The following is a 19,462-nucleotide window of genomic DNA, read 5'->3' on the forward strand; positions in this document are numbered from 1 at the left end:
TTTTATTTATAAGGAATCTTCGTTTTCATCATGGACGTTTCGTGGCTGTCTGACCCTTCCGCCTGGCTTGGCCTCCTCACGCTGATCATCCTGGAGGTGGTGCTGGGCGTTGACAACCTGATCTTCGTCGCCATCCTGGCGGAAAAGCTCCCCCCGCACCAACGCGACCGCGCCCGCATCACCGGCCTGTCCCTCGCCCTGATCATGCGCCTGCTGCTGCTGGCCAGCATCTCCTGGCTGGTGACGCTGACTTCGCCGCTGTTCCACGTGCTCAGCCAACCGTTCTCCGGACGCGATCTCATCATGCTGGGCGGCGGCGTGTTCCTGTTGTTCAAAGCCACCACGGAACTGCACGAACGCCTGGAAGGCGTGGATGAAGTGAAGAGCAACGGCCAGAAGGCTTACGCCGCCTTCGGCACCGTCGTCGCCCAGATCCTGGTGCTGGACGCGGTATTCTCCATCGACTCGGTGGTCACCGCCATCGGCATGGCCGAACACCTGCCGGTGATGATGCTAGCCGTCATCGTCGCCATGCTGATGATGATCGCCGCCAGCAAACCGCTGACCGCCTTCGTCAACGCCCACCCCACCGTGGTGATGCTGTGTCTGGGCTTCCTGCTGATGATCGGTTTCAGTCTGGTGGCGGAAGGCTTCGGCTTCCACATTCCCAAGGGCTATCTGTACGCGGCGATCGGCTTCTCGGTATTGATCGAAGCCTTCAACCAGGTATCGCAAGCCAACCGCATCCGCTACCTGAACCGCAACCAGTCCTTGCGCGAACGCACCGCCAACGCGGTGCTGAGCCTGATGGGCAGCAAGCTGACCAGCCCCAGCGCCGACGAAGGCAAGGTGGAGGACAGCAAGGACGCCGAGCCGCAAGAAGCTTTCGCCCAGAACGAGCGCGCGATGATACACAGCGTGCTGACCCTGGCCGAGCGGCCGATCCGCGTGATCGCCACGCCGCGCGCCGACGTGCATCGCCTGGACCTGAGCCAGAGCCAGGACGCGCAGCGCAAAGTGCTGCGCGACAGCCCCTACTCGCGGCTGGTGGTGATCAAGGACGGCAGCATCGACGAGCCGCTGGGCATCGTCGCGCGCAAGGACCTGCTGACCCAGTTGCTGGACGGCGGCGAAATGAACATCGACGCCGCGCTGCGCCAGCCGCTGGTGCTGCCGGAAACCGTCACCGTGCTCAAGGCGCTGGAGAGCTTCCGCCAGCACTCGGCGGACATGGCCTTCGTGGTCAATGAGTTCGGTAGCCTGGAAGGCATCGTCACCCAGAAAGACCTGATGGAAGCGATCGCCGGCGAATTCCCGGAAGAGCACGAGCGCCATGAGCTGCCGGCCATCGTGCAGCAGGCCGACGGCAGCTTCGACGTGGAAGGCAGCCTGGAGCTGGTGACGCTGGAACAGCACATCGCGCTGGGCGACTTCGAGGATGAAGACTTCCACACCGTGGCCGGCCTGCTGATGGACTGCCTGGAGCGCATCCCGCGCGAAGGCGATGAGATCACCGTCGGCGAATGGAGGCTGCGCGTCACCGTGCAAAAGGGCAACCGCACCGAGCGGGTGCTGATCAGCCCGCTGGCCAACCTGGATGCCAGCATCTAAATCCGCCGCCGCGCGGGATCCACAGGGCCGGGCTTCCCCCCGGCCCTGGTTTTTGTACGTGCTGCGCTGCCGCGACGGCGCGCTCTACACCGGCGTCACCACCGACGTGGCGCGCCGCTACGCCCAGCACGCCGCCGGCAAGGGCGCGCGCTACACCAGGCTCAACCCGCCGCAGGCGCTGGCCCTGGTGCTGGTCTGCGCCGGCCGTTCCGAGGCGCTGAAGGCCGAATACGCGTTCAAGCGGCTGGACCGCGCCGCCAAGCTGGACTTTCTGAACCGCCACGCGCCCGCGGACGGGGATTTCTCAGTTTTCATGTCGTCCCCCGCCGCCGGCAACACAGATTAACCAGCCTTAACAAACACTCGCCGCGCGCTCTCCTAGGCTGACATCTGGCAATCATTGCCACCCAAGGAGATCAAGATGAAAACGAACGCTCGCCCCCTCGTGCTGACCGGCCTCTTCGCCGCCAGCCTATTGTTCGCCGCTCAAGCCCGGGCCGAATCCGAATGGCAGAAAGAACACCCGCGCCGCGAGGAAGTCAATCAGCGGCTGCACCACCAGGACCGCCGCATCCACCGCGAACTGAAGGAAGGCAAGATCAACCGTGACGAAGCGCGCAAGCTGCGCGGCGAAGACCGCGACATCCGCCAGCAGGAACAGGGCATGGCCAAGCTGGACCACGGCCACATCACCCGGCAGGAACAAAAGACGCTGAACCAGGAGGAAAACCAGGTCAGCCAGCAGATCAAGAACGGCAACTGAGCGTGCTGCCCAAACAAAAAGCCCGCCAAACGGCGGGCTTTGTCTTTGACCAGAGCCTGGCTTAGAACCTGTTTACCATCTGCTGCGCGTCGGCGATACGGCGTTGAAACCGAGCTCAAAATGCTCATGCACTACGTGTACATTCCGCCTTTTCTCTCGTTTTCGCCTGGTTTCGCCTTAGCTCGCGGGATCGTAAATAGCTGCTTAGTGCTGCAGGATCTTGGACAGGAAGTGACGGGCGCGCTCGGAGCGGCCGTCCAGGTTGCCGAAGAACTCGTCCTTGGCGCAATCCTCGACGATATGCCCCTGGTCCATGAAGATCACGCGATTGGCCACGCGGCGGGCGAAGCCCATCTCGTGAGTCACGCACATCATGGTCATGCCCTCGTGCGCCAGCTCGGTCATCACGTCCAGCACCTCGTTGATCATCTCCGGGTCCAGCGCGCTGGTCGGCTCGTCGAACAGCATCGCGATCGGGTCCATCGCCAGCGCGCGCGCAATCGCCACCCGCTGCTGCTGGCCGCCGGACAGCTGGCTGGGAAACTTGTCGGCGTGCGCTTTCAGGCCGACGCGGTCCAGCAGCTTCAGGCCCTTGTCGCGCGCCTCGTCCTGGCCGCGGCCCAGCACCTTGACCTGGGCGATGGCCAGGTTCTCGGTGATGGACAGGTGCGGGAACAGCTCGAAGTGCTGGAACACCATGCCCACGCGGCTGCGCAGCTTGGGCAGATCAGTCTTGGGATCGCCCACCGAGATGCCGTCGACGATGATCTCGCCCTTCTGGAACGGCTCCAGCGCGTTCACGCACTTGATCAAGGTGGATTTGCCGGAACCGGACGGCCCGCACACCACCACCACCTCGCCCTTGGCGACCTGGGTGGTGCAATCGGTCAGAACCTGGAACTGTCCGTACCACTTGCTGACTTGCTTCAGGGAAATCATTGCGCTCATACAGCCAACCTTTTTTGCATGCGCTTCACCAGCCGCGAAGCGCCGAAACTGATCACGAAATAGACTGCGCCGGCAAACAGCAGGAACTCATGCGGCAGGCCGACGACATCGCCCTTGGAGCGGGCGGTGTTGAGGAAATCCATCAAGCCGACAGCGTACACCAGCGAAGTGTCCTGGAACAGGATGATGGACTGTTGCAGCAACAGCGGCGTCATCTTGCGGAAAGCCTGCGGCAGGATCACCAGCCGCATCACCTGGCCGTAGCTCATGCCCAGCGCGTAGGCCGCGCCGGCCTGCCCCTTGGGAATCGCCTGGATGCCGGCGCGGACGATCTCGGAGAAATACGCCGCCTCGAACATCACGAAGGCCACCAGGCAGGAGGTGAACGCGCCCACCGGCTCGAAATTGCCGGTGATCCAGTTCAGCAGCAGCGGCACCACCAGGTAGAACCAGGAGATCACCAGCAGCAGCGGAATGGAGCGGAAATAATTGACGTAGAACTTGGCCAGGGGCGACAACACCCGGTGCTCGGAGAGCCGGGCCAGCGCCAGCAAGGTGCCCAGCACCACGCCGCCCACCACCGCCATCACCAGCAGCTTCAGGGTCAGCTGCATGCCCTGCCACAGTCCCGGCAAGGCCGGGCCGATCTGGCTGAAATCGAAATCCATCACTTGCCCCCCATCATGCCGGGAATGCGCACCCGCTGTTCAATCCAGGCCATCAGCGTCATCAAGCTCATATTGAGCACGAAATAGATGATGGTGGCCAAGGTAAAGGCCTCGAAGATGTTGGCGGAGAACTCCGCGGTTTGCTTGGTCTGCGCCAGCAACTCCATCAGGCCGATCAGCGAAGCCACCGAGGAGTTCTTGAAAATATTCAGAAACTCGCTGGTCAGCGGCGGAATGATGATGCGGAAGGCCTGCGGCAACAACACGTGGCGATAGGTTTGCGGCAAGGTGAAACCCATGGCCAGCGAGGCGTTGCGCTGACCGCGCGGCAAGGCCTCGATGCCGGTGCGCACCTGCTCGCACACCCGCGCCGCGGTGAACAGGCCCAGGCACACCACCACCGACAGAAAGGCGGAAGTGGCCGGCGTCAGGTCTTGCTTGAACCAGGTCTGCGCGCCCTCGGGCAGCAGGTCCGGGATCAGGAAATACCAGACGAACAATTGCACCAGCAAGGGCACATTGCGGAACAACTCGACATAGGCGGCGGCGATGCCGGCCAGCCAGCGATTCGGCACCGTGCGCATCACGCCCAGCACCGAGCCCAAGGCCAGGGCGATCGCCCAGCCGGCCAGCGCCACGGCGATGGTCCAGCCCAGGCCGGAGACGAACCAGTTCAGATAGATCTCGCTACCCACCCCGGTGGACTTGAAAAACACCATCCAGTCCCAGTGGTAATTCATGCTTCACTCCCACAACGCCAGCCCGCCGGACGCGCTCATGCGCCGACGGGCCGCGGCCCGGCGCAAGCGCCCGGCCACACACAAAGAAAGCGGGTACGGCCGTGCGCCCCGGCTCCGCGCGCAACGGCGAGGAGGACAGGGCGGCGGCGCGCCAACCGCGACTTACATCTGCTCGGCAGACTTGTCGGTCGGCTTGGCGATCAGCTCCTTGAATTCATCGGACATCGGGAAGTTCAGGTTCAGCCCCTTGGGCGGCACCGGGCTGGTGAACCACTTGGCGTAGATCTTGTTGACCTCGCCGGACTTGAAGGTGTTGCTCAGCGCGGCGTCCACCACCTTCTTGAAGGCGGGGTCTTCCTTGCGCATCATGCAGCCGTAGATCTCGTAGGATTGGGCCTTGCCGGTCACCACCCAGTTGGCCGGGCTCTTGGCCTTGGCCATCTCGCCGTACAGCAGCGCGTCGTCCATCATGAAGGCCGCGGCGCGGCCGGACTCCAGCATCAGGAAGGATTCGCCGTGATCCTTGGCCGAGATGATGTTCATGCCCAGCTTCTTGTCGGCGTTCATCGCCTTGATCAGGCGCTCGGAGGTGGTGCCGGCGGTGGTGACCACGTTCTTGCCCTTCAGGTCCGGGAAGTCCTTGATGCCCGAGGTCTTGGCGGTCAGCAGACGGGTGCCGATCTCGAAGATGCCCACCGAGAACGCCACTTGCTTCTGACGTTCCACGTTATTGGTGGTGGAGCCGCACTCCAGATCCACGGTGCCGTTCTGCACCAGCGGGATGCGGGTCTGCGAGGTCACCAGATTGTACTTGACCTGCAGGTTGGGCATTTTCAGCTCTTTTTTCACCTGCTCGACCACTTTATTGGCCAGGTCAACCGAGTAGCCCACCGGCTTCTGGTTGTTGTCGTAGTAGGAAAACGGAATGGACGCGTCGCGGTTGCCCAGGACGATCACGCCGGAATCCTTGATCTTCTTCAGGGTGCCGGTCAGTTCGGCGGCCATGGCCGGCGCGGCGCAGAAGGCGCCCAGAGTGGCGGCACAGATCAGGGTGGAGCGAATACGCATGAAGTTTCTCCTTTTTCACTTCCTGTGATAGACAGCCCCCGCCGACAAGGACGGGGACGGACGACTCTTTGTAGTGCGGCGGGCGCTGAACGCCCGCTCGTATTTTTGCTTTACAACGCCCCGTTACGGGCGTTTGGCCTTATGGCCTTTCCCGCTCAGATAATTGGCCAGGCGGACGTAATCCTCCACCGGCAGGTTTTCCGGCCGCAGCCCGGGGTCCAGCTCCAGCGCGACGAAGCCGTCCGCGTCCAGCAGGCCCTTCAGGTTGTTCTTCAGCGTCTTGCGCCGCTGCGAGAACGCCGTGGTCACCACCTGTTCCAGCAGCGCCTCGTCGACGGCCACGCCGCAACGGCCCGGCGCCGGAATCATCCGCACCACCGCGGAATCCACCTTCGGAGGCGGCCAGAACGCTTCCGGCGGCACATGCAGGATGTTCTCCATTTCAAAACGGTACTGCAACATCACCGTCAGCCGGCCGTAGTCGGTGGTGGACGGCTCCGCCACCATGCGTTCGATCACTTCTTTTTGCAACATGAAGTGCATGTCGGTGACTTTCTGGCCGTAAACGGCCAGATGGAACAGCAAGGGCGTGGAAATATTGTACGGCAGATTGCCGACGATCTTCAGCTTGCCCTCCGCCACCGAGGCGAAGTCGAAAGCCAGCGCGTCGCCGGCGTGGATGCTCAGACGCTCGGCCGGAAACTCCTTCTGCAGGCGGCTGATGATGTCGCGGTCTATCTCCACCACGTGCAGATGCTTGAGCGCGGCCAGCAGCGGCTTGGTGATCGCGCCCAGACCGGGGCCGATCTCGATGACGACGTCGTCCGGCTGCGGGTTCACCGCGTGCACGATGTTGGCGATGACGCTGGCGTCCTGCAGGAAATTCTGGCCGAAGCGCTTGCGCGGAATATGTTTGTTCATGAAATCTGCTAATCAGTGCAAAGAACGGAGAAGCGCCGGACAGCTTGCCGTCGCGCCTCATTGTCGAAATCAACTCTCAAAATTTGGGCCAATTGTCTGCCGATTGTAGGCTGCCCGACAAGAGCTAAAGCCGGGCCGGCGCCACAAATCTCACAATACATGCCAAACACTTGAAAATCAGTGAGGATTTTCCCGAATCGCCGCGGAGGGACGGGTCAGCCAGCGGCACAGGCCAGCCAGCAGCAGCACCGTCGCGCCCAGCGCCCATTCGCCCGGCAGCGGCAAGGCGGCCAGGCCCGCCGACACGCCGGCGGCGAACAGCATCTGGCCGCAGCCCAGCAAGGCGGCGGCGCGGCCGGCCGCCTGGGAAAACGGCGCCATCGCCATGCCGCTGGCCGGCCCCAGCGTCCAGGCGAAACCCACGCTCAGCACGCCTATCGGCAACATATAGTGCCAAGCGCCCGGCTGCCCCGACAGCGCCAGCAGCAAGACGCCGGCCAGCAACATGATGTTGAGGCCGTAACGCAACATCGCCTTCTGGCCGAAGCGGCCGATCAGCTTCAGGCCCAGGAAGCTGCCCGCCATCACCAGCAGCGCGTTGCCGCCGAACAGCAGGCCGAAGGTGGTGGCGTCCACTCCGCCGCGCTCGATCAGCACCGCCGGCGCCAGCGTCACATAGCTGACGATCAAGGCCAGCGCCGCGCAGCAGCAAGCGCCGTAGCGGCGCAGCGCCGGCGTCGCCAGCACCTGGCGCATGCCTATCGCCGGGCCGCCGTCGGCATGCGACATGTCGGGGCGGGTTTCCGGCATCTTCCACGCCAGCCACGCCGTCGCCAGCACCGCGCTGCCCGCCAGCGCCAGGAAGCAGGACTGCCAGCCCCAGCGCGCGGTCAGCCAGCCGCCCAGCAAGGGCGCCATCGCCGGCACCACGTTCAGGGCGGCGTTGAGCAGGCTGTAGCGCTGGGCGGCGGCATTGCCGGAAAAGCAATCGCGCACCAGGGTGAACGCGCACACCGAGCTGGCGCTGGCGCCCAGGCCCTGCAGCGCGCGCAGCCCCAGGAATCCGCCCAGGCTGTCGCTGCGGCTGGCCAGGAAGGCCGCCGCCGCGTACAGCAGCAGGCCGCCCAAGGCCACCGGCTTGCGGCCGATCCGGTCCGCCAGCGGGCCGAACAGCAACTGCCCCAGCCCCAGGCTGAAGATGAACACGCTGAGGCTGATCGCGACATCGGCCTGGAAGTGCCGCTGCATCGCCGGCATCGCCGACAGGTAAAGATCGATGCCCAGAGGATTGAACAGGATCAACAGGATGGCCGCCATGGTGGCGGCGCGGGCAAACGGGGAAACGCTGGAATTCGGCATCGGGGTATGACGGCAGGGGATGGAGAAGCAAGCCGCCATGATACCGGGGAGCGCGCGTCGCCGCAGCAGGACGCCGGAAAAAAACTCGGCCGCGCACCGCCTCCGCGCCTTTAAAAACAGCAAATTGACGCCATGTAAGCCGGAACGCTCCGGCCAGAAAACGCCCGGAGCCTGATGGATTCGTTGGTTGCGGCATCACGCGTCTGGTAACCTAGACGGCGACCGAAAGAACAAATGAGCAGACTATCATGACCGCAAATGACACCCGGATTTACCTGTCTTCCGGCAGCCCGCGCCGCCGCGAAATTCTGGAACAGTTGGGCATGCACCTGGAACGCATCCACGCCGACATCGACGAATCGGTGCGGCCCGGCGAATCCGCCGTCGCCTACACCGAGCGGCTGGCGCTGTCCAAGGCCGAGGCCGGCTGGCGGGTGGTGATGTCTTGCGGACTGCCGTCGCGGCCCTTGCTGGCCGCCGACACCACGGTGGCGATGGACGGCGAAATCTTCGGCAAGCCGGAAAACGCCGACGACGCCCGCCGCATGCTGCGCGCCTTCTCCGGCCGCAGCCATCAGGCCATCACCAGCGTGGCGGTGCGCGAAGGCGAACAGGTCAGCCTCAAGACCTCGGTGACCGAGGTGTTCTTCCGCCCGCTCAGCGAGCAGGACATCGAACGCTACCTGGACAGCGGCGAGCCTTTCGACAAGGCCGGCGCCTACGGCATCCAGGGCAAGGCCGGCGTCTTCGTCGAACGCATCCACGGCAGCCACAGCGGCGTGATGGGCCTGCCTATCTTCGAGACCGCGGCGCTGCTGAGCGAATTCGGCTTCCAGTTTCCATGAGCGCGCGGGGGACCACCATGCTGCATCAATCGATACCCCTGCCGCGCGATCTGCCGCGCCCCAAGGAACAAATCCTGGTCAACATCACCCCGCAGGAAACCCGGGTGGCGGTGCTGGAAGACGCCGTGGTCCAGGAACTGCACGTGGAGCGCGCCGCCAGCCGCGGCATCGTCGGCAACATCTACCTGGGCCAGGTCAAGCGCGTGCTGCCCGGCATGCAGAGCGCCTTCATTGAAATCGGCCTGGAGCGCGCGGCCTTCCTGCACATCGCCGACGTGCTGGAGCAACGCCAGCACCCGACCGAGCCTCAGCGCATCGAGAAAATGCTGTTCGAAGGCCAGACCGTGCTGGTTCAGGTGATCAAGGACCCGATAGGCACCAAGGGCGCGCGGCTGTCCACCCAAATCTCGCTGGCCGGCCGCTTCCTGGTGCACCTGCCTCAGGAAGAGCATATCGGCGTATCGCAGAAGATAGACAGCGAAAGCGAGCGCCACAATCTGAAGTCCAGGCTGGAAAAGCTGTTGCCGGCCAACAGCCCGCGCGGCTACATCATCCGCACCAGCGCCGAAACCGCGCGCGACGACGAACTGGCCGCCGACATCGACTACCTGTCCAAGCTGTGGTCCGACATCCGCCACAAGTCCCAGCACCTGCCGGCGCAAAGCCTGCTTTACGAAGACCTGCCGCTGGCGGTGCGCGTGCTGCGCGACATGGTCAGCGACTTCACCGACAAGGTGGTGGTGGACTCCACCGAGAACTACAGCCGCATGGTGGAGTTCGCCGAGCAATACGTGCAGATCGCCGTCGACAAGATCGAACGCTACAGCGGCGAACGGCCGCTGTTCGAGCTGCACGGCATCGAGGCCGAGATCGACAAGGCGCTGGCGCGCCGCGTCAACCTCAAGTTCGGCGGCTACCTGATCATCGACCAGACCGAGGCGATGACCACCATAGACGTCAACACCGGCGGCTTCGTCGGCAACCGCAACTTCGACGAAACCATCTTCAAGACCAATCTGGAAGCCACCCAGACCATCGCCCGGCAACTGCGGCTGCGCAATCTGGGCGGCATCATCATCGTCGACTTCATCGACATGGACAACGACGAGCACCAGTCCGCGGTGCTGGCGGAGCTGGCCAAGGCGATGGCGCGCGACCGCACCCGCGTCACCCTCAACGGCTTCACCAGCCTGGGCCTGGTGGAAATCACCCGCAAGCGCACCCGCGAAAGCCTGGCCCACGTGCTGTGCGAGCCCTGCCCCACCTGCCAGGGCCGCGGCGAGATCAAAACCGCGCAGACCGTGTGCTACGAGATCCAGCGCGAAATCGTGCGCGAGGCGCGCCAGTTCGACGCCAAGGGCTACCGCATCCTGGCCGCGCAATCGGTGATCGACATGTTCATAGACGAGGAATCGCAAAGCCTGGCGATGCTGATCGACTTCATCGGCAAGCCGATCTCGCTGTCGGTGGAGGCCACCTACACCCAGGAGCAATTCGACGTCGTCCTGTTGTAGCCGCGATGCCATCCCGCCCGCCGCGTCCGGCGGCCCGGCTGCCGCGCCTGTTGGCGCGCGCGGCGCTGGGCTTGCTGGCGCCGATTCCGCTCTACCTGCTCGCCGCGCTGGCGTTTGGGCTGTTGCCGGTCAACCTGGACTGGCGGCAGGACGACGCCGGCGTTCCGGTCTATCTGGACAGCAACGGCGTGCACGCCGGCCTGCTGCTGCCCCGCCGCGCCCCGGGCATGGACTGGGACGGGACCTTCTCCCCGCGGCATCCGCGGGCCGGGTCCAATCTGGACAAACTGCCCTATGTGGGCATAGGCTGGGGCAGCCGCAGCTTTTTCCTGGAAACGCGGGACTGGTCCGACCTCACCCCCGGCAAAGCGCTTTACGCCTTGTCCGGACTGGACGGCGCCGTGTTGCACGTGGAATACCTGCCGACGCCGCGCGAAGGCGCCGCCACCCGGCGCCTGCTGCTCGCGCCGGAACAATACCGGCGGCTGACCGGCTTCATCCAGGCCGCCGTCGCCCGCGACGCGGCCGGACAGGCCCTGTGGATGCGGGGCTATCATTATCATGATCAGGACGCGTTTTACCTGGCCCAAGGCCGCTACAGCCCGTTGACCACCTGCAACCAGTGGGTGCGCGACGCGCTGGCCGCCAGCGGCGTGCGCACCGCCTGGTGGTCCCCGTTCGACCGCGCACTATTCTGGCAATTGAAAGACCGCTGAGGCCGCGCCGCCCCAGCGGATGGGAGTTTCGCACAATGAACGAAGCAAACGGCGATCCGCTCTGGTTCGCCATCCGGCAGGAAGCCGAACACGCCGCGCAAGACGAGCCGATGCTGGCCAGTTTCCTGCACATGACCGTACTGCGCCACAACACCCTGGAAGACGTGCTGGCCTTCCACCTGTCCAGCAAGCTCGCCAGCCCGGTGATGGACGCCCGCGCGCTGATGGAATTGTTCCGCGAGGCGCTGGACGCGGACCCGGCCATCAGCGCCGCCGCGCGCGCCGACATCAGCGCCTGCTTCGACCGCGACCCGGCCTGCGACAACTACTCCACCCCGCTGCTCTACTTCAAGGGCTTCCACGCCATCCAGTGCCAGCGCATCACCCACTGGCTGTGGCGGGAAGAGCGCAAAACCCTGGCGCTGTTCCTGCAGAACCGCATCTCGGAAGTCACCGGCGCCGACATCCACCCGGCCGCGCGCATCGGCCAGGGCGTGATGCTGGACCACGGCACCGGCGTGGTGGTGGGCGAAACCGCCGTCATCGGTGACAACGTCTCGATGCTGCAGGGCGTCACCCTGGGCGGCACCGGCAAGGAACACGGCGACCGCCACCCCAAGATCGCCGACGGTGTGCTGATCGGCGCCAACACCTCCATTCTCGGCAATATCCAGGTGGGCGCCTGCGCCAAGATAGGCGCCGGCAGCGTGGTGCTGGAGGACGTTCCGGCCCACACCACCGTGGTCGGCGTGCCCGCCCGCGTGGTGGCCCGCGCCGAAGGCACCCCGGCGCTGGATATGGACCAGCGCGTATGAGCGCTGAGCGGGTTCACCTCGCCGTCGGCGACTCCGCCGCCGGCATACTGAACGCGCTGCGGCGCGACGGCCTGCTCGACGGCGAGGTGCTGCCCTTCATCGAGGACCTGAGCGCCGGGCCTCTGCTGGACGCCGACGCCATCGATCAAGGCCTGCGCCTGGCCTGGCACCAGCAACTGCTGCAGGCCCAGCCCTGGCTGCCGGAATACGAGGACGACTGGCTGCGCCGACACCAGGCCAGCCGCAAAGCGCTGCTGCGGCTGCTGGAGCGGCCGCTGCCGCTCACCGTCTGGCAAGGCCGCAACGCCGGCGACCGCCTGGCGCTGGCGCTGCTGGCCGAGCAACTGCCGGCGGACTGCCCGTTGACCGTCTGCGCCGCGCCGGAGCCCGTCTGGCAGGCCGGCGACGAGATGGCGGAATGGAGCATGGCCATGCTGCCGCTGGAACGGCTGGCGGATTGCCGGCGGCGGGAGCGCCCGCTGGCGGCCGGCGAACGCGAAGCGCTGGCCTCGCAATGGCGCCATTGGCGCGAGCACGGCCAGGGCCTGCGCCGCCTGCAAGACCAAGACATCGTCGAAGCGCCGCTGGACCGCTACGACGCGCTGCTGCTGCAGCGGGCTCAAGACCGGGCGCTGTCTATCCAGCGCCTGGTCGGCGACGCCCTCGCCGGCACCCGGGAAGCGCTGCTGTCCTCCGAACTGCTGTTCTGGCGCGTGCAGCAACTGCTGCGCGCGGGCCGGCTCCGCGCCGAGGCCCCGGCAGGCGGCGGCGCGCCCCCGCTCGTCCGCGCCGTCGGCTAAACGCCTGGGCAAAGCCTCGCGCGCTTGGGCGAGACCAGGCGGAAACCGCTGAGAACCTGTTTACGATCTGCTGCGCGTCGGCGATACGGCGTTGAAACCGAGCTCAAGATGCTCATGTACCACGAGTACATTCCGCTTTTTCGCCCGTTTTCGCCTTGTCTCGCCTTAGCTCGCGAGATCGTAAACACGTTCTGAGAAAGCGGAAAGTGCAAGTGGAGCATGAGCATTTCGACGCGGCCCCCACCGTGCCGCGTCTCACGACGCGCAGCGGCTCGTAAACAGCTTCCAAGGCGGCGTTGCCGCGACGCTACACCCATCCCTCGAGACGGCGACCCATGCTTGGTGATGCAGGGAGGCGCGGGTAGAATCCCAGCCCTCGGCGCCTGCCCCGCCATTGAATGGCAGCGTCCTGCAATCCTCAGGAACCCCACCCCATGAATGTCAGAGTTGTCGACTACCACGCGCCGGACGCGGCGGAACAATTCACCCGCTCGCTGCACGAAACCGGCTTCGGCGTGCTGGTCAACCATCCGATCCCGCAAAGCCTGGTGGAAAAGATCTACGCCGACTGGCTGGCCTTCTTCAACAGCCAGGCCAAATACGACTACGCTTTCTCGATGGAACGCCAGGACGGCTGGTTCTCCCCGGAGGTATCGGAAACCGCCAAGGGCGCAAGCCTGAAAGACATCAAGGAATACTTCCACATCTACCCGTGGGGCCGCGTGCCGCCGGAACTCAAGGCCGACGCCGACCGCTACTACGCCGTCGCCAACCAGCTGGCGCAGGAACTGCTGTCCTGGGTGCAGCAATACACCCCGGCTCACATCGCCGCCAGCTATACCGAACCGCTGTCCCACATGATCGCCGACAGCCAGAAAACCCTGCTGCGCGTGCTGCGCTACCCGCCGCTGACCGGCCGGGAACCGGCCGGCTCGCTGCGCGCAGCCGCCCACGGCGACATCAATCTGCTAACCATCCTGCCCGCCGCCAACGAACCCGGCCTGCAAGTGCAGGACAAGCAGGGCGAGTGGCTGGACGTGCCCTGTGATTTCGGCACCCTAGTGGTCAATATCGGCGACATGCTGCAAGAGGCCTCCGGCGGTTACTACCCGTCCACCCAGCACCGCGTGGTCAACCCCAGCGGCGAAGGCGCGACCAAGAGCCGCATCTCGCTGCCGCTGTTCCTGCATCCGCGCCCGGAGGTGGTGCTGTCCGAGCGCTACACCGCGGACGGCTATTTGAACGAGCGCCTGCGCGAATTGGGCGTCAAACAGTAAGCCTCCCCGCCGGCGGCGGCCTACGCGCCGCCGCCGGCCAGCCCTTAATCAACACCAATCCCCCATTAGCTTCACGCTATCGACCTGAACGCAAGAATCAACTGGCGCACACAAATGAGAATGACTATCATTCAATAAATTCTCACCGTGGAGCCCAACCATGCTCAAGACCATCACCTTCGCCATCTGCCATTTCACCGTCGCCTTCAGCGTGGCTTATCTGCTGACCGGCAACATCGGCGTCTCCAGCCTGCTGGCCCTGGTTGAGCCGCTGGTCAACACCGTGGCCTATTACTTCCACGAAAAAGTGTGGGACCGCATCCGCGGCCGCAAGGCCCAGACCGCCGAAACCGGCGCCGCCGGACACAACGCCCTGTTCCACCAACACTGACGCCGTCGACGCCGCGCCCGCAGCCGGGCTCGGCCTTTGCTCCGCCGGCAGGCTTATCTTCATGCCAATGAATTTCTGTATTGACAGAAATTTCGGAAACAAATATTGTTAACGCCATGGAACTGACACCCGTATCCCAACGCTTCGTGCTGCACTGGGGCGAAATGGGCACCCGCTGGGGCGTGAACCGCACCGTCGCTCAAATACACGCGCTGCTGTTCATCACCGGCCGCCCGCTGAACGCCGAAGAACTGGCCGACACCCTCACCGTGGCCCGCTCCAACGTCAGCAACAGCCTGAAAGAGCTGCAGAACTGGCAGCTGATCCGCACCGTGCACGTGCTGGGCGACCGTCGCGACCACTTCGAAACCTCCGGCGACGTCTGGGAACTGTTCCGCATCATCGTGGCCGAGCGGCAGCGCCGCGAAATCGAACCCACGCTGCTGGTGCTGAAGGAATGCATGGAGAGCCCGGACTTTCAACAGGAAAGCCCGCTGGCGCAGGAACGCATCCGCAACACCTGGCAGTTCATGGAGACGCTGACCTCCTGGACCCGGGAAATGCTGCGCCTGTCCACCGCCACCCTGAGCCGGGTATTGAAAATGGGCGCCAGCATTCAGAAGCTGCTGGGACGGGATAAATAAACTCGCCGCGCGCGGGCGGCGTCGGGCGGCTTGGAGCCGCCGGAATTCCCGCGAATTTTTTCGCCACCACATTTCTGTTTTGACAGAAATTTCAGAAACAAAGGAGAACCACCATGAGCGGATTCATTACCAGCATGATCGTCGTGCCCCTGCTGTGCAGCCTGTTGTGCTGGTGGCTGTTGGCCGGCCCGCTGCAACAAGTGACCCAGGCGCTGTGCGAGCACGGCGCCGGCGGCCCGTTCTGGCAGCGCGCCTTCCTGATCCTGATTCTGGCCGGCCCCTTGCTGGCCGTGCTGCTGTTCGCGCCGGACGCCCCCTCCGCCTCCCTGTGGCTGGACATCCGCGGCATCCTGATGTGGGCCTTGCTGGGCGTGGTCGCGCAGTTGCTGGTGCTGCTGCGCCTGGTCTGGCGGCAAGTCGCGCCGCGCCCCATCGCGCGACAGACTCAGGCCGCGCCTCAGGAGGCCGCGCAATGAAAATACTGCTCTTGGGCGGCGGCGGCTTCGTCGGCCGGCCGCTGCGCCAGCGGCTGGAACAAGACGGCCACCGCGTCAGCGCGCCCAGCCGCCGCCAGCTGGACTTGTGCCGCCCCCGCGCCGATTGGCGCCACTGGCAGGAAGACGTCGACGTGGTGGTCAACGCCGCCGGCCAGTTGCTGGACCGGCCGGCCGGCGCGCTGGAAGCCATTCACCACCTGGGACCGCTGCAACTGGCCAGCATGGCCTATCAGGCCGACGTGCGGCGCTGGGTGCAGCTGTCCGCCCTCGGCGCGGACCCGCAAGCGGACACCCTGTTCCTGGCCGGCAAGGGCCGCGGCGACGCCGCCCTGCTCGCCAGCGGACTGGAAGCGCGCATCGCCCGCCCCTCGCTGATCTACGGCCCGCAAGGCGCCAGCAGCCGCCTGCTGCTGCAGCTGGCGCGGCTGCCCTTGTGGCTGCTGCCGGACGGCGGCGATCAACGCATCCAGCCGGTGGCGCTCGGCGACGCGGTGGAGGGGCTGGCGCGGCTGGCTCTGGCCGACGACGCGCCGGAAGGCGTCGTCGATTTCGTCGGCGCCGAGGCGCTGACCCTGGCCGACTACCTGCGCCAATTGCGCCAACTGCAAGGCCTCTCGTCTCCGGCCTGCATCCTCAACCTGCCACCGCAAGCCAGCCGAGCGCTGGCGGCCTTGACCGAACGCTGGCCGTCCAGCCTGATCAGCCGCGACGCCCTGGCCATGCTGAACCGCGGCAGCTGCGGCGACCCGGCCGCGCTCGGCGCGCTGCTGCAGCGCGCGCCGCTGGCCAGCAGCCAATTCCGGGACGCGCCATGAATCCGTCCACCCGCGGCATCGAATACGCGCTGGCGGCGCTGTGGCTGTGGAGCGGCCTGCAACCGCCGCTCAGCGCCTGGGACGCGTCCGTCTCCTTGCTGCAGCGCTTGCCGCTGCCCGCCGACTGGGCCGCCCCGCTGTTTCTCGCCGCCTGCGGCCTGGACCTCGCCTTCGGCCTGTTGACCCTGTGGCGCCCTTGCCGCGCCTTGTGGTGGGCTCAAGCCGCCGCCGTCGCCGGCTACAGCCTGACGCTGGCGTTCTGGCTGCCGGAAAACTGGCTGCACCCGTTCGCGCCCCTTGTGAAAAACCTGCCCATCCTGGCCATGCTGCTGTGGCTGGGCGCCCGCCGGGAGACTGCCGCATGAACGCCTATCTCGTGGTCAAAACCCTGCACATCCTGTCCGCCACCCTGATGGTGGGCACCGGCTTCGGCTCCGCCTTCTACCTGTTCTTCGCCAACCGCGGCCGCCAGAGCGCGGCCCAGGCCGAGGTGGCGCGGCTGGTGGTGCGCGCCGACTGGTGGTTCACCACGCCGGCGGTGATCTTTCAGCCGCTGTCCGGCCTGTGGCTGGCGCGGCAGGCCGGCTGGCCGCTCGCCAGCGGCTGGCTGCTCGCCTCCATCGGCTTGTTCCTGTTCGCCGGCCTGTGCTGGCTGCCGGTGCTGCGGCTGCAAACCCGGATGGCGGAGATGGCGCGCACGGCCGTGGCCGCCGGCCAGCCGCTGCCGGCGCGCTACTGGCGCTACGCCCGCTATTGGGAGTTCCTAGGCTATCCGGCCTTCCTTTCAATGCTAACAACATACTTTCTTATGGTGATAAAACCAGGATAGCAAGCCGAAATACCGATAAAATGTTTAGTTTTTCATTATTCAAGCCATAATCATGGCCTGACCCCTCCTCAATATGTCGCTCACCCTTAACTCCTGTATCGACGCCAAAGCTTACCGACCAGACATCGACGGCCTTCGCGCGCTGGCCGTGCTCAGCGTGGTCGCCTTTCACATCGGCCTGCCCGGATTCGGCGGCGGCTTCGTCGGCGTCGATATCTTTTTTGTCATTTCCGGTTTTCTGATCAGCGGCCTGCTGCGTCAAGAGCTGCTGGCGCAAGGCCGCATCGACTTCAAGGCTTTCTACGCGCGCCGCATCCGCAGGCTGGCGCCGGCCCTGGCTCTGGTCTTGATCTCCAGCCTGATCCTGGCCTACTTCGTGATGCTGCCGGACGACCAGATCAAGCTGGGGCGGGAAGTCCGCGCGGTCGCCACCCTGTCCGCCAACCATCACTTCCTCAAGCACGCCTTCGATTATTTCGACTCCGACGCCGATCTCAAAGTCTTGCTGCACACTTGGTCGCTGGCGGTGGAGGAACAGTACTATCTGGTCTGGCCCTTGCTGCTCTGGGGCGTCTTCCGCTTAAGCAAGGCGGATCGCCATGTCACCGACGCGCGCATGCGCTTGACCCTTGGCGCGGTCTTGCTAGGATCGCTGGCCCTGAGCCTATGGCTGTCCTATCGCGATACGCCGCAGGCCTTTTACCTGATGCCCGCCCGCGCCTGGGAATTCGCCGCCGGCGCCTTGCTGGCGGTGCTGCCGCCTCCGCGCAAGGGAAGACGCTGGGCATTGCCCATCGCCGCGCTCGGCCTGGCGCTGTTGCTGGGGTCCATCGCGCTGCTGAATGAGCGCATGGTCTTTCCCGGCGTCATCGTGTTGTTGCCGGTCGCCGGCAGCGTGCTGTTCATTCTGGCCGGCATGCTGGACCCGTCCAACCCGATCAGCCGCTGCATCGGCTCCCGTCCGTGGACCAGCATTGGCCTCCTGTCCTACGGCTTTTATCTGTGGCACTGGCCGCTGCTGGCGCTGGGCCGTTACTGGGGCCTGGGCGAGCGCGACCTGACGCGCGACCTGCTCTTGGGCGGCGTCCTGGCGCTGGCGCTGGCCTGGCTGAGCTACCGCTATGTGGAGCAGCCGCTGCGTCGGGGACAATGGCGAAAGCTGCGCGACGTCAAACCCACGCTGCGGACCGGCCTGAGCATCACCCTGGGCCTGTGGCTGCTGGGCACGGTCGCCATGTATCTGCCCAAGCACTTCCCTTGGCCGGGACAACAAAGCATTCTGCAAGCCAAGAGCGACGCTTTTCATTTTGTGGGCGATTGCGGCATGCCGGCCGACGGCACGCCCTTGCCGCCGCGCGCGCAATGCCTGATCGGCGCGCCGGGCGCGCCGCTTAAACTGCTGGCCTGGGGCGACTCCCATACCGACCATCTGATGCCGCTGTACGACGCGCTGGCCAAAGAACGCGGCGTCGCCATCCTGCGCCGGGTCTACCATGGCTGTCCGCCGCTGGCCGACGCCATGCCGGTGGGCGAAGGCAAAAAACGCAGTTGGTGCCCCAGCTTCGCGCGGGCCGTGCGCGCGGAGCTGCCGCAGCTGGCGGCTCAAGGCGTCACCGGCGTGCTGCTCAATGCGCGCTGGAACAGCTATACCGCCCAAGACCTGCCGGGCAGGCCGGCCATGACCGGTCTGGTGGCGGCCGGCCTCGAAGGCATCCCCGGCGTATCCGGCGGCATGAAGGCCGGCGTCGCTCCGCTGGACCGCGCCTCCTCGCTGCAAGTCCTGGAACAATCGTTGGACCGCAGCGCGCAAGACATGGCCGGCCTGGGCTTGAAAGTCGTCCTGGTGCTGCCGGAGGCGGAAATGAGCAAGTCGCCGCCGGAATGCGTGGCCCGTTTGGGCGCGGCGGCCTGCGACGCTCCGCGCGCGGAAGTCGAGAGCCGTCGCCTGCAAATTGTCCAGTTGTTGCAACGCGTCGCCGCTCGTCACGCCAATATTCGCCTGTGGGACCCCTTGGACCAGTTCTGCGACGCCAAGACCTGCTTCGCCAGCCGCGACGGCAAAGTGCGCTATCAGGACAAGGACCACATCACCGCCAGCATGGCGCTGACCTTGACGGACAGCTTCCGCCCCAGCTTCGACTGGGCGCAAAGCGCCGGGCGCTAATCCCGCCTTCCGCGAATGGCAGCCTCCGGGCTGCCATTTTCGCTTTTCCCCACGCAATGCCGACGATGCCGGCGCCT

22 protein-coding genes are annotated in these 19,462 nt (G+C 65.4%); 16 read left to right on the forward strand and 6 right to left on the reverse strand.

Translation table 11 applies throughout. The features are described 5' to 3' along the window. Positions 1–30: 30 nt before the first annotated feature. From VK98_RS08435 to VK98_RS08445, 3 genes are all read left to right on the forward strand, one after another. Positions 31–1,611 carry a TerC family protein gene (locus VK98_RS08435; protein ID WP_048413607.1) on the forward strand — a complete coding sequence of 527 codons (1,581 nt, stop codon included), beginning with the start codon at positions 31–33 and terminating at the stop codon, positions 1,609–1,611. After that, complete coding sequence (locus VK98_RS08440; protein ID WP_048413608.1) at positions 1,598–1,957, forward strand: GIY-YIG nuclease family protein; 360 nt, start codon at positions 1,598–1,600, stop codon at positions 1,955–1,957. The genes VK98_RS08435 and VK98_RS08440 overlap by 14 nt, the downstream gene beginning before the upstream one ends. Before the next feature lie 75 nt (positions 1,958–2,032). Further along, positions 2,033–2,374, forward strand: a complete 342-nt coding sequence (locus tag VK98_RS08445; protein ID WP_048413609.1) for a hypothetical protein — start codon at positions 2,033–2,035, stop codon at positions 2,372–2,374. A gap of 204 nt (positions 2,375–2,578) precedes the next feature. Here the strand turns inward: VK98_RS08445 and VK98_RS08450 are convergent, their stop codons facing one another. The 6 genes from VK98_RS08450 to VK98_RS08475 all read right to left on the reverse strand — a co-directional run bounded on the left by VK98_RS08450 (position 2,579) and on the right by VK98_RS08475 (position 8,078). After that, a complete protein-coding gene (locus VK98_RS08450) occupies positions 2,579–3,313 on the reverse strand; it encodes an amino acid ABC transporter ATP-binding protein (RefSeq protein WP_048413610.1) in 735 nt (244 codons plus the stop codon). Between the two features lie 5 nt (positions 3,314–3,318). Next, positions 3,319–3,990, reverse strand: coding sequence for an amino acid ABC transporter permease (locus tag VK98_RS08455; protein WP_048413611.1), 672 nt, complete (start codon positions 3,988–3,990; stop codon positions 3,319–3,321). Then, on the reverse strand, positions 3,990–4,730 hold the full coding sequence (locus VK98_RS08460) for an amino acid ABC transporter permease (protein ID WP_048413612.1): 741 nt from the start codon (positions 4,728–4,730) through the stop codon (positions 3,990–3,992). Before VK98_RS08460 ends, VK98_RS08455 begins: the two co-directional genes overlap by 1 nt. Before the next feature lie 162 nt (positions 4,731–4,892). Then, on the reverse strand, positions 4,893–5,798 hold the full coding sequence (locus tag VK98_RS08465) for a glutamate/aspartate ABC transporter substrate-binding protein (protein ID WP_019102383.1): 906 nt from the start codon (positions 5,796–5,798) through the stop codon (positions 4,893–4,895). Positions 5,799–5,921: 123 nt separating this feature from the next. Beyond that, positions 5,922–6,719 carry a 16S rRNA (adenine(1518)-N(6)/adenine(1519)-N(6))-dimethyltransferase RsmA gene (rsmA, locus tag VK98_RS08470; RefSeq protein ID WP_048413613.1) on the reverse strand — a complete coding sequence of 266 codons (798 nt, stop codon included), beginning with the start codon at positions 6,717–6,719 and terminating at the stop codon, positions 5,922–5,924. Positions 6,720–6,896: 177 nt separating this feature from the next. Further along, the gene (locus VK98_RS08475) at positions 6,897–8,078 is read right to left on the reverse strand and encodes a multidrug effflux MFS transporter (protein WP_053077288.1); all 1,182 of its coding nucleotides are present in this window, start codon (positions 8,076–8,078) and stop codon (positions 6,897–6,899) included. A 248-nt stretch (positions 8,079–8,326) separates the two neighbouring features. Between VK98_RS08475 and VK98_RS08480 the strand changes: the two genes are divergently transcribed. The 13 genes from VK98_RS08480 to VK98_RS08540 all read left to right on the forward strand — a co-directional run bounded on the left by VK98_RS08480 (position 8,327) and on the right by VK98_RS08540 (position 19,385). Further along, positions 8,327–8,923 (forward strand): nucleoside triphosphate pyrophosphatase, encoded by a 597-nt coding sequence (locus tag VK98_RS08480; RefSeq protein WP_048413614.1) that lies wholly within the window; start codon positions 8,327–8,329, stop codon positions 8,921–8,923. A gap of 17 nt (positions 8,924–8,940) precedes the next feature. Continuing rightward, positions 8,941–10,437, forward strand: a complete 1,497-nt coding sequence (gene rng, locus VK98_RS08485; protein ID WP_048413615.1) for a ribonuclease G — start codon at positions 8,941–8,943, stop codon at positions 10,435–10,437. Between the two features lie 5 nt (positions 10,438–10,442). Next, a complete protein-coding gene (locus VK98_RS08490) occupies positions 10,443–11,153 on the forward strand; it encodes a TIGR02117 family protein (protein WP_053077289.1) in 711 nt (236 codons plus the stop codon). A 35-nt stretch (positions 11,154–11,188) separates the two neighbouring features. Continuing rightward, on the forward strand, positions 11,189–11,968 hold the full coding sequence (gene cysE / locus VK98_RS08495) for a serine O-acetyltransferase (protein ID WP_048413616.1): 780 nt from the start codon (positions 11,189–11,191) through the stop codon (positions 11,966–11,968). After that, positions 11,965–12,768 carry a DUF3658 domain-containing protein gene (locus tag VK98_RS08500; protein WP_048413617.1) on the forward strand — a complete coding sequence of 268 codons (804 nt, stop codon included), beginning with the start codon at positions 11,965–11,967 and terminating at the stop codon, positions 12,766–12,768. The genes cysE and VK98_RS08500 overlap by 4 nt, the downstream gene beginning before the upstream one ends. A 434-nt stretch (positions 12,769–13,202) precedes the next feature. Then, complete coding sequence (locus VK98_RS08505; RefSeq protein WP_048413618.1) at positions 13,203–14,045, forward strand: isopenicillin N synthase family oxygenase; 843 nt, start codon at positions 13,203–13,205, stop codon at positions 14,043–14,045. 160 nt (positions 14,046–14,205) lie between these two features. Then, a complete protein-coding gene (locus VK98_RS08510; protein ID WP_048413619.1) occupies positions 14,206–14,436 on the forward strand; it encodes a DUF2061 domain-containing protein in 231 nt (76 codons plus the stop codon). Positions 14,437–14,552: 116 nt separating this feature from the next. Then, complete coding sequence (locus VK98_RS08515) at positions 14,553–15,080, forward strand: GbsR/MarR family transcriptional regulator (RefSeq protein WP_048413620.1); 528 nt, start codon at positions 14,553–14,555, stop codon at positions 15,078–15,080. Positions 15,081–15,193: 113 nt separating this feature from the next. Beyond that, complete coding sequence (locus tag VK98_RS08520) at positions 15,194–15,556, forward strand: hypothetical protein (protein WP_048413621.1); 363 nt, start codon at positions 15,194–15,196, stop codon at positions 15,554–15,556. Continuing rightward, complete coding sequence (locus VK98_RS08525) at positions 15,553–16,392, forward strand: NAD-dependent epimerase/dehydratase family protein (RefSeq protein ID WP_048413622.1); 840 nt, start codon at positions 15,553–15,555, stop codon at positions 16,390–16,392. The genes VK98_RS08520 and VK98_RS08525 overlap by 4 nt, the downstream gene beginning before the upstream one ends. Beyond that, positions 16,389–16,757 (forward strand): DoxX-like family protein, encoded by a 369-nt coding sequence (locus VK98_RS08530; RefSeq protein WP_048413623.1) that lies wholly within the window; start codon positions 16,389–16,391, stop codon positions 16,755–16,757. The genes VK98_RS08525 and VK98_RS08530 overlap by 4 nt, the downstream gene beginning before the upstream one ends. Next, positions 16,754–17,221 carry a DUF2269 domain-containing protein gene (locus VK98_RS08535; RefSeq protein WP_048413624.1) on the forward strand — a complete coding sequence of 156 codons (468 nt, stop codon included), beginning with the start codon at positions 16,754–16,756 and terminating at the stop codon, positions 17,219–17,221. The genes VK98_RS08530 and VK98_RS08535 overlap by 4 nt, the downstream gene beginning before the upstream one ends. Positions 17,222–17,294: 73 nt before the next feature. Then, a complete protein-coding gene (locus VK98_RS08540) occupies positions 17,295–19,385 on the forward strand; it encodes an acyltransferase family protein (protein ID WP_053077290.1) in 2,091 nt (696 codons plus the stop codon). Positions 19,386–19,462 lie beyond the last annotated feature (77 nt).

The sequence above is a fragment of the Chromobacterium sp. LK11 genome (assembly GCF_001043705.1).
Taxonomy (GTDB): Bacteria; Pseudomonadota; Gammaproteobacteria; order Burkholderiales; family Chromobacteriaceae; genus Chromobacterium; species Chromobacterium alkanivorans.

Bases quoted from the DNA above. Each gene is read 5' to 3' on its own strand.
- VK98_RS08435 (WP_048413607.1), top strand. From the start codon at position 31: ATGGACGTTTCGTGGCTGTCTGACCCTTCCGCCTGGCTTGGCCTCCTC.
- VK98_RS08440 (WP_048413608.1), top strand. From the start codon at position 1,598: ATGCCAGCATCTAAATCCGCCGCCGCGCGGGATCCACAGGGCCGGGCT.
- VK98_RS08445 (WP_048413609.1), top strand. From the start codon at position 2,033: ATGAAAACGAACGCTCGCCCCCTCGTGCTGACCGGCCTCTTCGCCGCC.
- VK98_RS08450 (WP_048413610.1), bottom strand. From the start codon at position 3,313: ATGATTTCCCTGAAGCAAGTCAGCAAGTGGTACGGACAGTTCCAGGTT.
- VK98_RS08455 (WP_048413611.1), bottom strand. From the start codon at position 3,990: ATGGATTTCGATTTCAGCCAGATCGGCCCGGCCTTGCCGGGACTGTGG.
- VK98_RS08460 (WP_048413612.1), bottom strand. From the start codon at position 4,730: ATGAATTACCACTGGGACTGGATGGTGTTTTTCAAGTCCACCGGGGTG.
- VK98_RS08465 (WP_019102383.1), bottom strand. From the start codon at position 5,798: ATGCGTATTCGCTCCACCCTGATCTGTGCCGCCACTCTGGGCGCCTTC.
- rsmA (WP_048413613.1), bottom strand. From the start codon at position 6,719: ATGAACAAACATATTCCGCGCAAGCGCTTCGGCCAGAATTTCCTGCAG.
- VK98_RS08475 (WP_053077288.1), bottom strand. From the start codon at position 8,078: ATGCCGAATTCCAGCGTTTCCCCGTTTGCCCGCGCCGCCACCATGGCG.
- VK98_RS08480 (WP_048413614.1), top strand. From the start codon at position 8,327: ATGACCGCAAATGACACCCGGATTTACCTGTCTTCCGGCAGCCCGCGC.
- rng (WP_048413615.1), top strand. From the start codon at position 8,941: ATGCTGCATCAATCGATACCCCTGCCGCGCGATCTGCCGCGCCCCAAG.
- VK98_RS08490 (WP_053077289.1), top strand. From the start codon at position 10,443: ATGCCATCCCGCCCGCCGCGTCCGGCGGCCCGGCTGCCGCGCCTGTTG.
- cysE (WP_048413616.1), top strand. From the start codon at position 11,189: ATGAACGAAGCAAACGGCGATCCGCTCTGGTTCGCCATCCGGCAGGAA.
- VK98_RS08500 (WP_048413617.1), top strand. From the start codon at position 11,965: ATGAGCGCTGAGCGGGTTCACCTCGCCGTCGGCGACTCCGCCGCCGGC.
- VK98_RS08505 (WP_048413618.1), top strand. From the start codon at position 13,203: ATGAATGTCAGAGTTGTCGACTACCACGCGCCGGACGCGGCGGAACAA.
- VK98_RS08510 (WP_048413619.1), top strand. From the start codon at position 14,206: ATGCTCAAGACCATCACCTTCGCCATCTGCCATTTCACCGTCGCCTTC.
- VK98_RS08515 (WP_048413620.1), top strand. From the start codon at position 14,553: ATGGAACTGACACCCGTATCCCAACGCTTCGTGCTGCACTGGGGCGAA.
- VK98_RS08520 (WP_048413621.1), top strand. From the start codon at position 15,194: ATGAGCGGATTCATTACCAGCATGATCGTCGTGCCCCTGCTGTGCAGC.
- VK98_RS08525 (WP_048413622.1), top strand. From the start codon at position 15,553: ATGAAAATACTGCTCTTGGGCGGCGGCGGCTTCGTCGGCCGGCCGCTG.
- VK98_RS08530 (WP_048413623.1), top strand. From the start codon at position 16,389: ATGAATCCGTCCACCCGCGGCATCGAATACGCGCTGGCGGCGCTGTGG.
- VK98_RS08535 (WP_048413624.1), top strand. From the start codon at position 16,754: ATGAACGCCTATCTCGTGGTCAAAACCCTGCACATCCTGTCCGCCACC.
- VK98_RS08540 (WP_053077290.1), top strand. From the start codon at position 17,295: ATGTCGCTCACCCTTAACTCCTGTATCGACGCCAAAGCTTACCGACCA.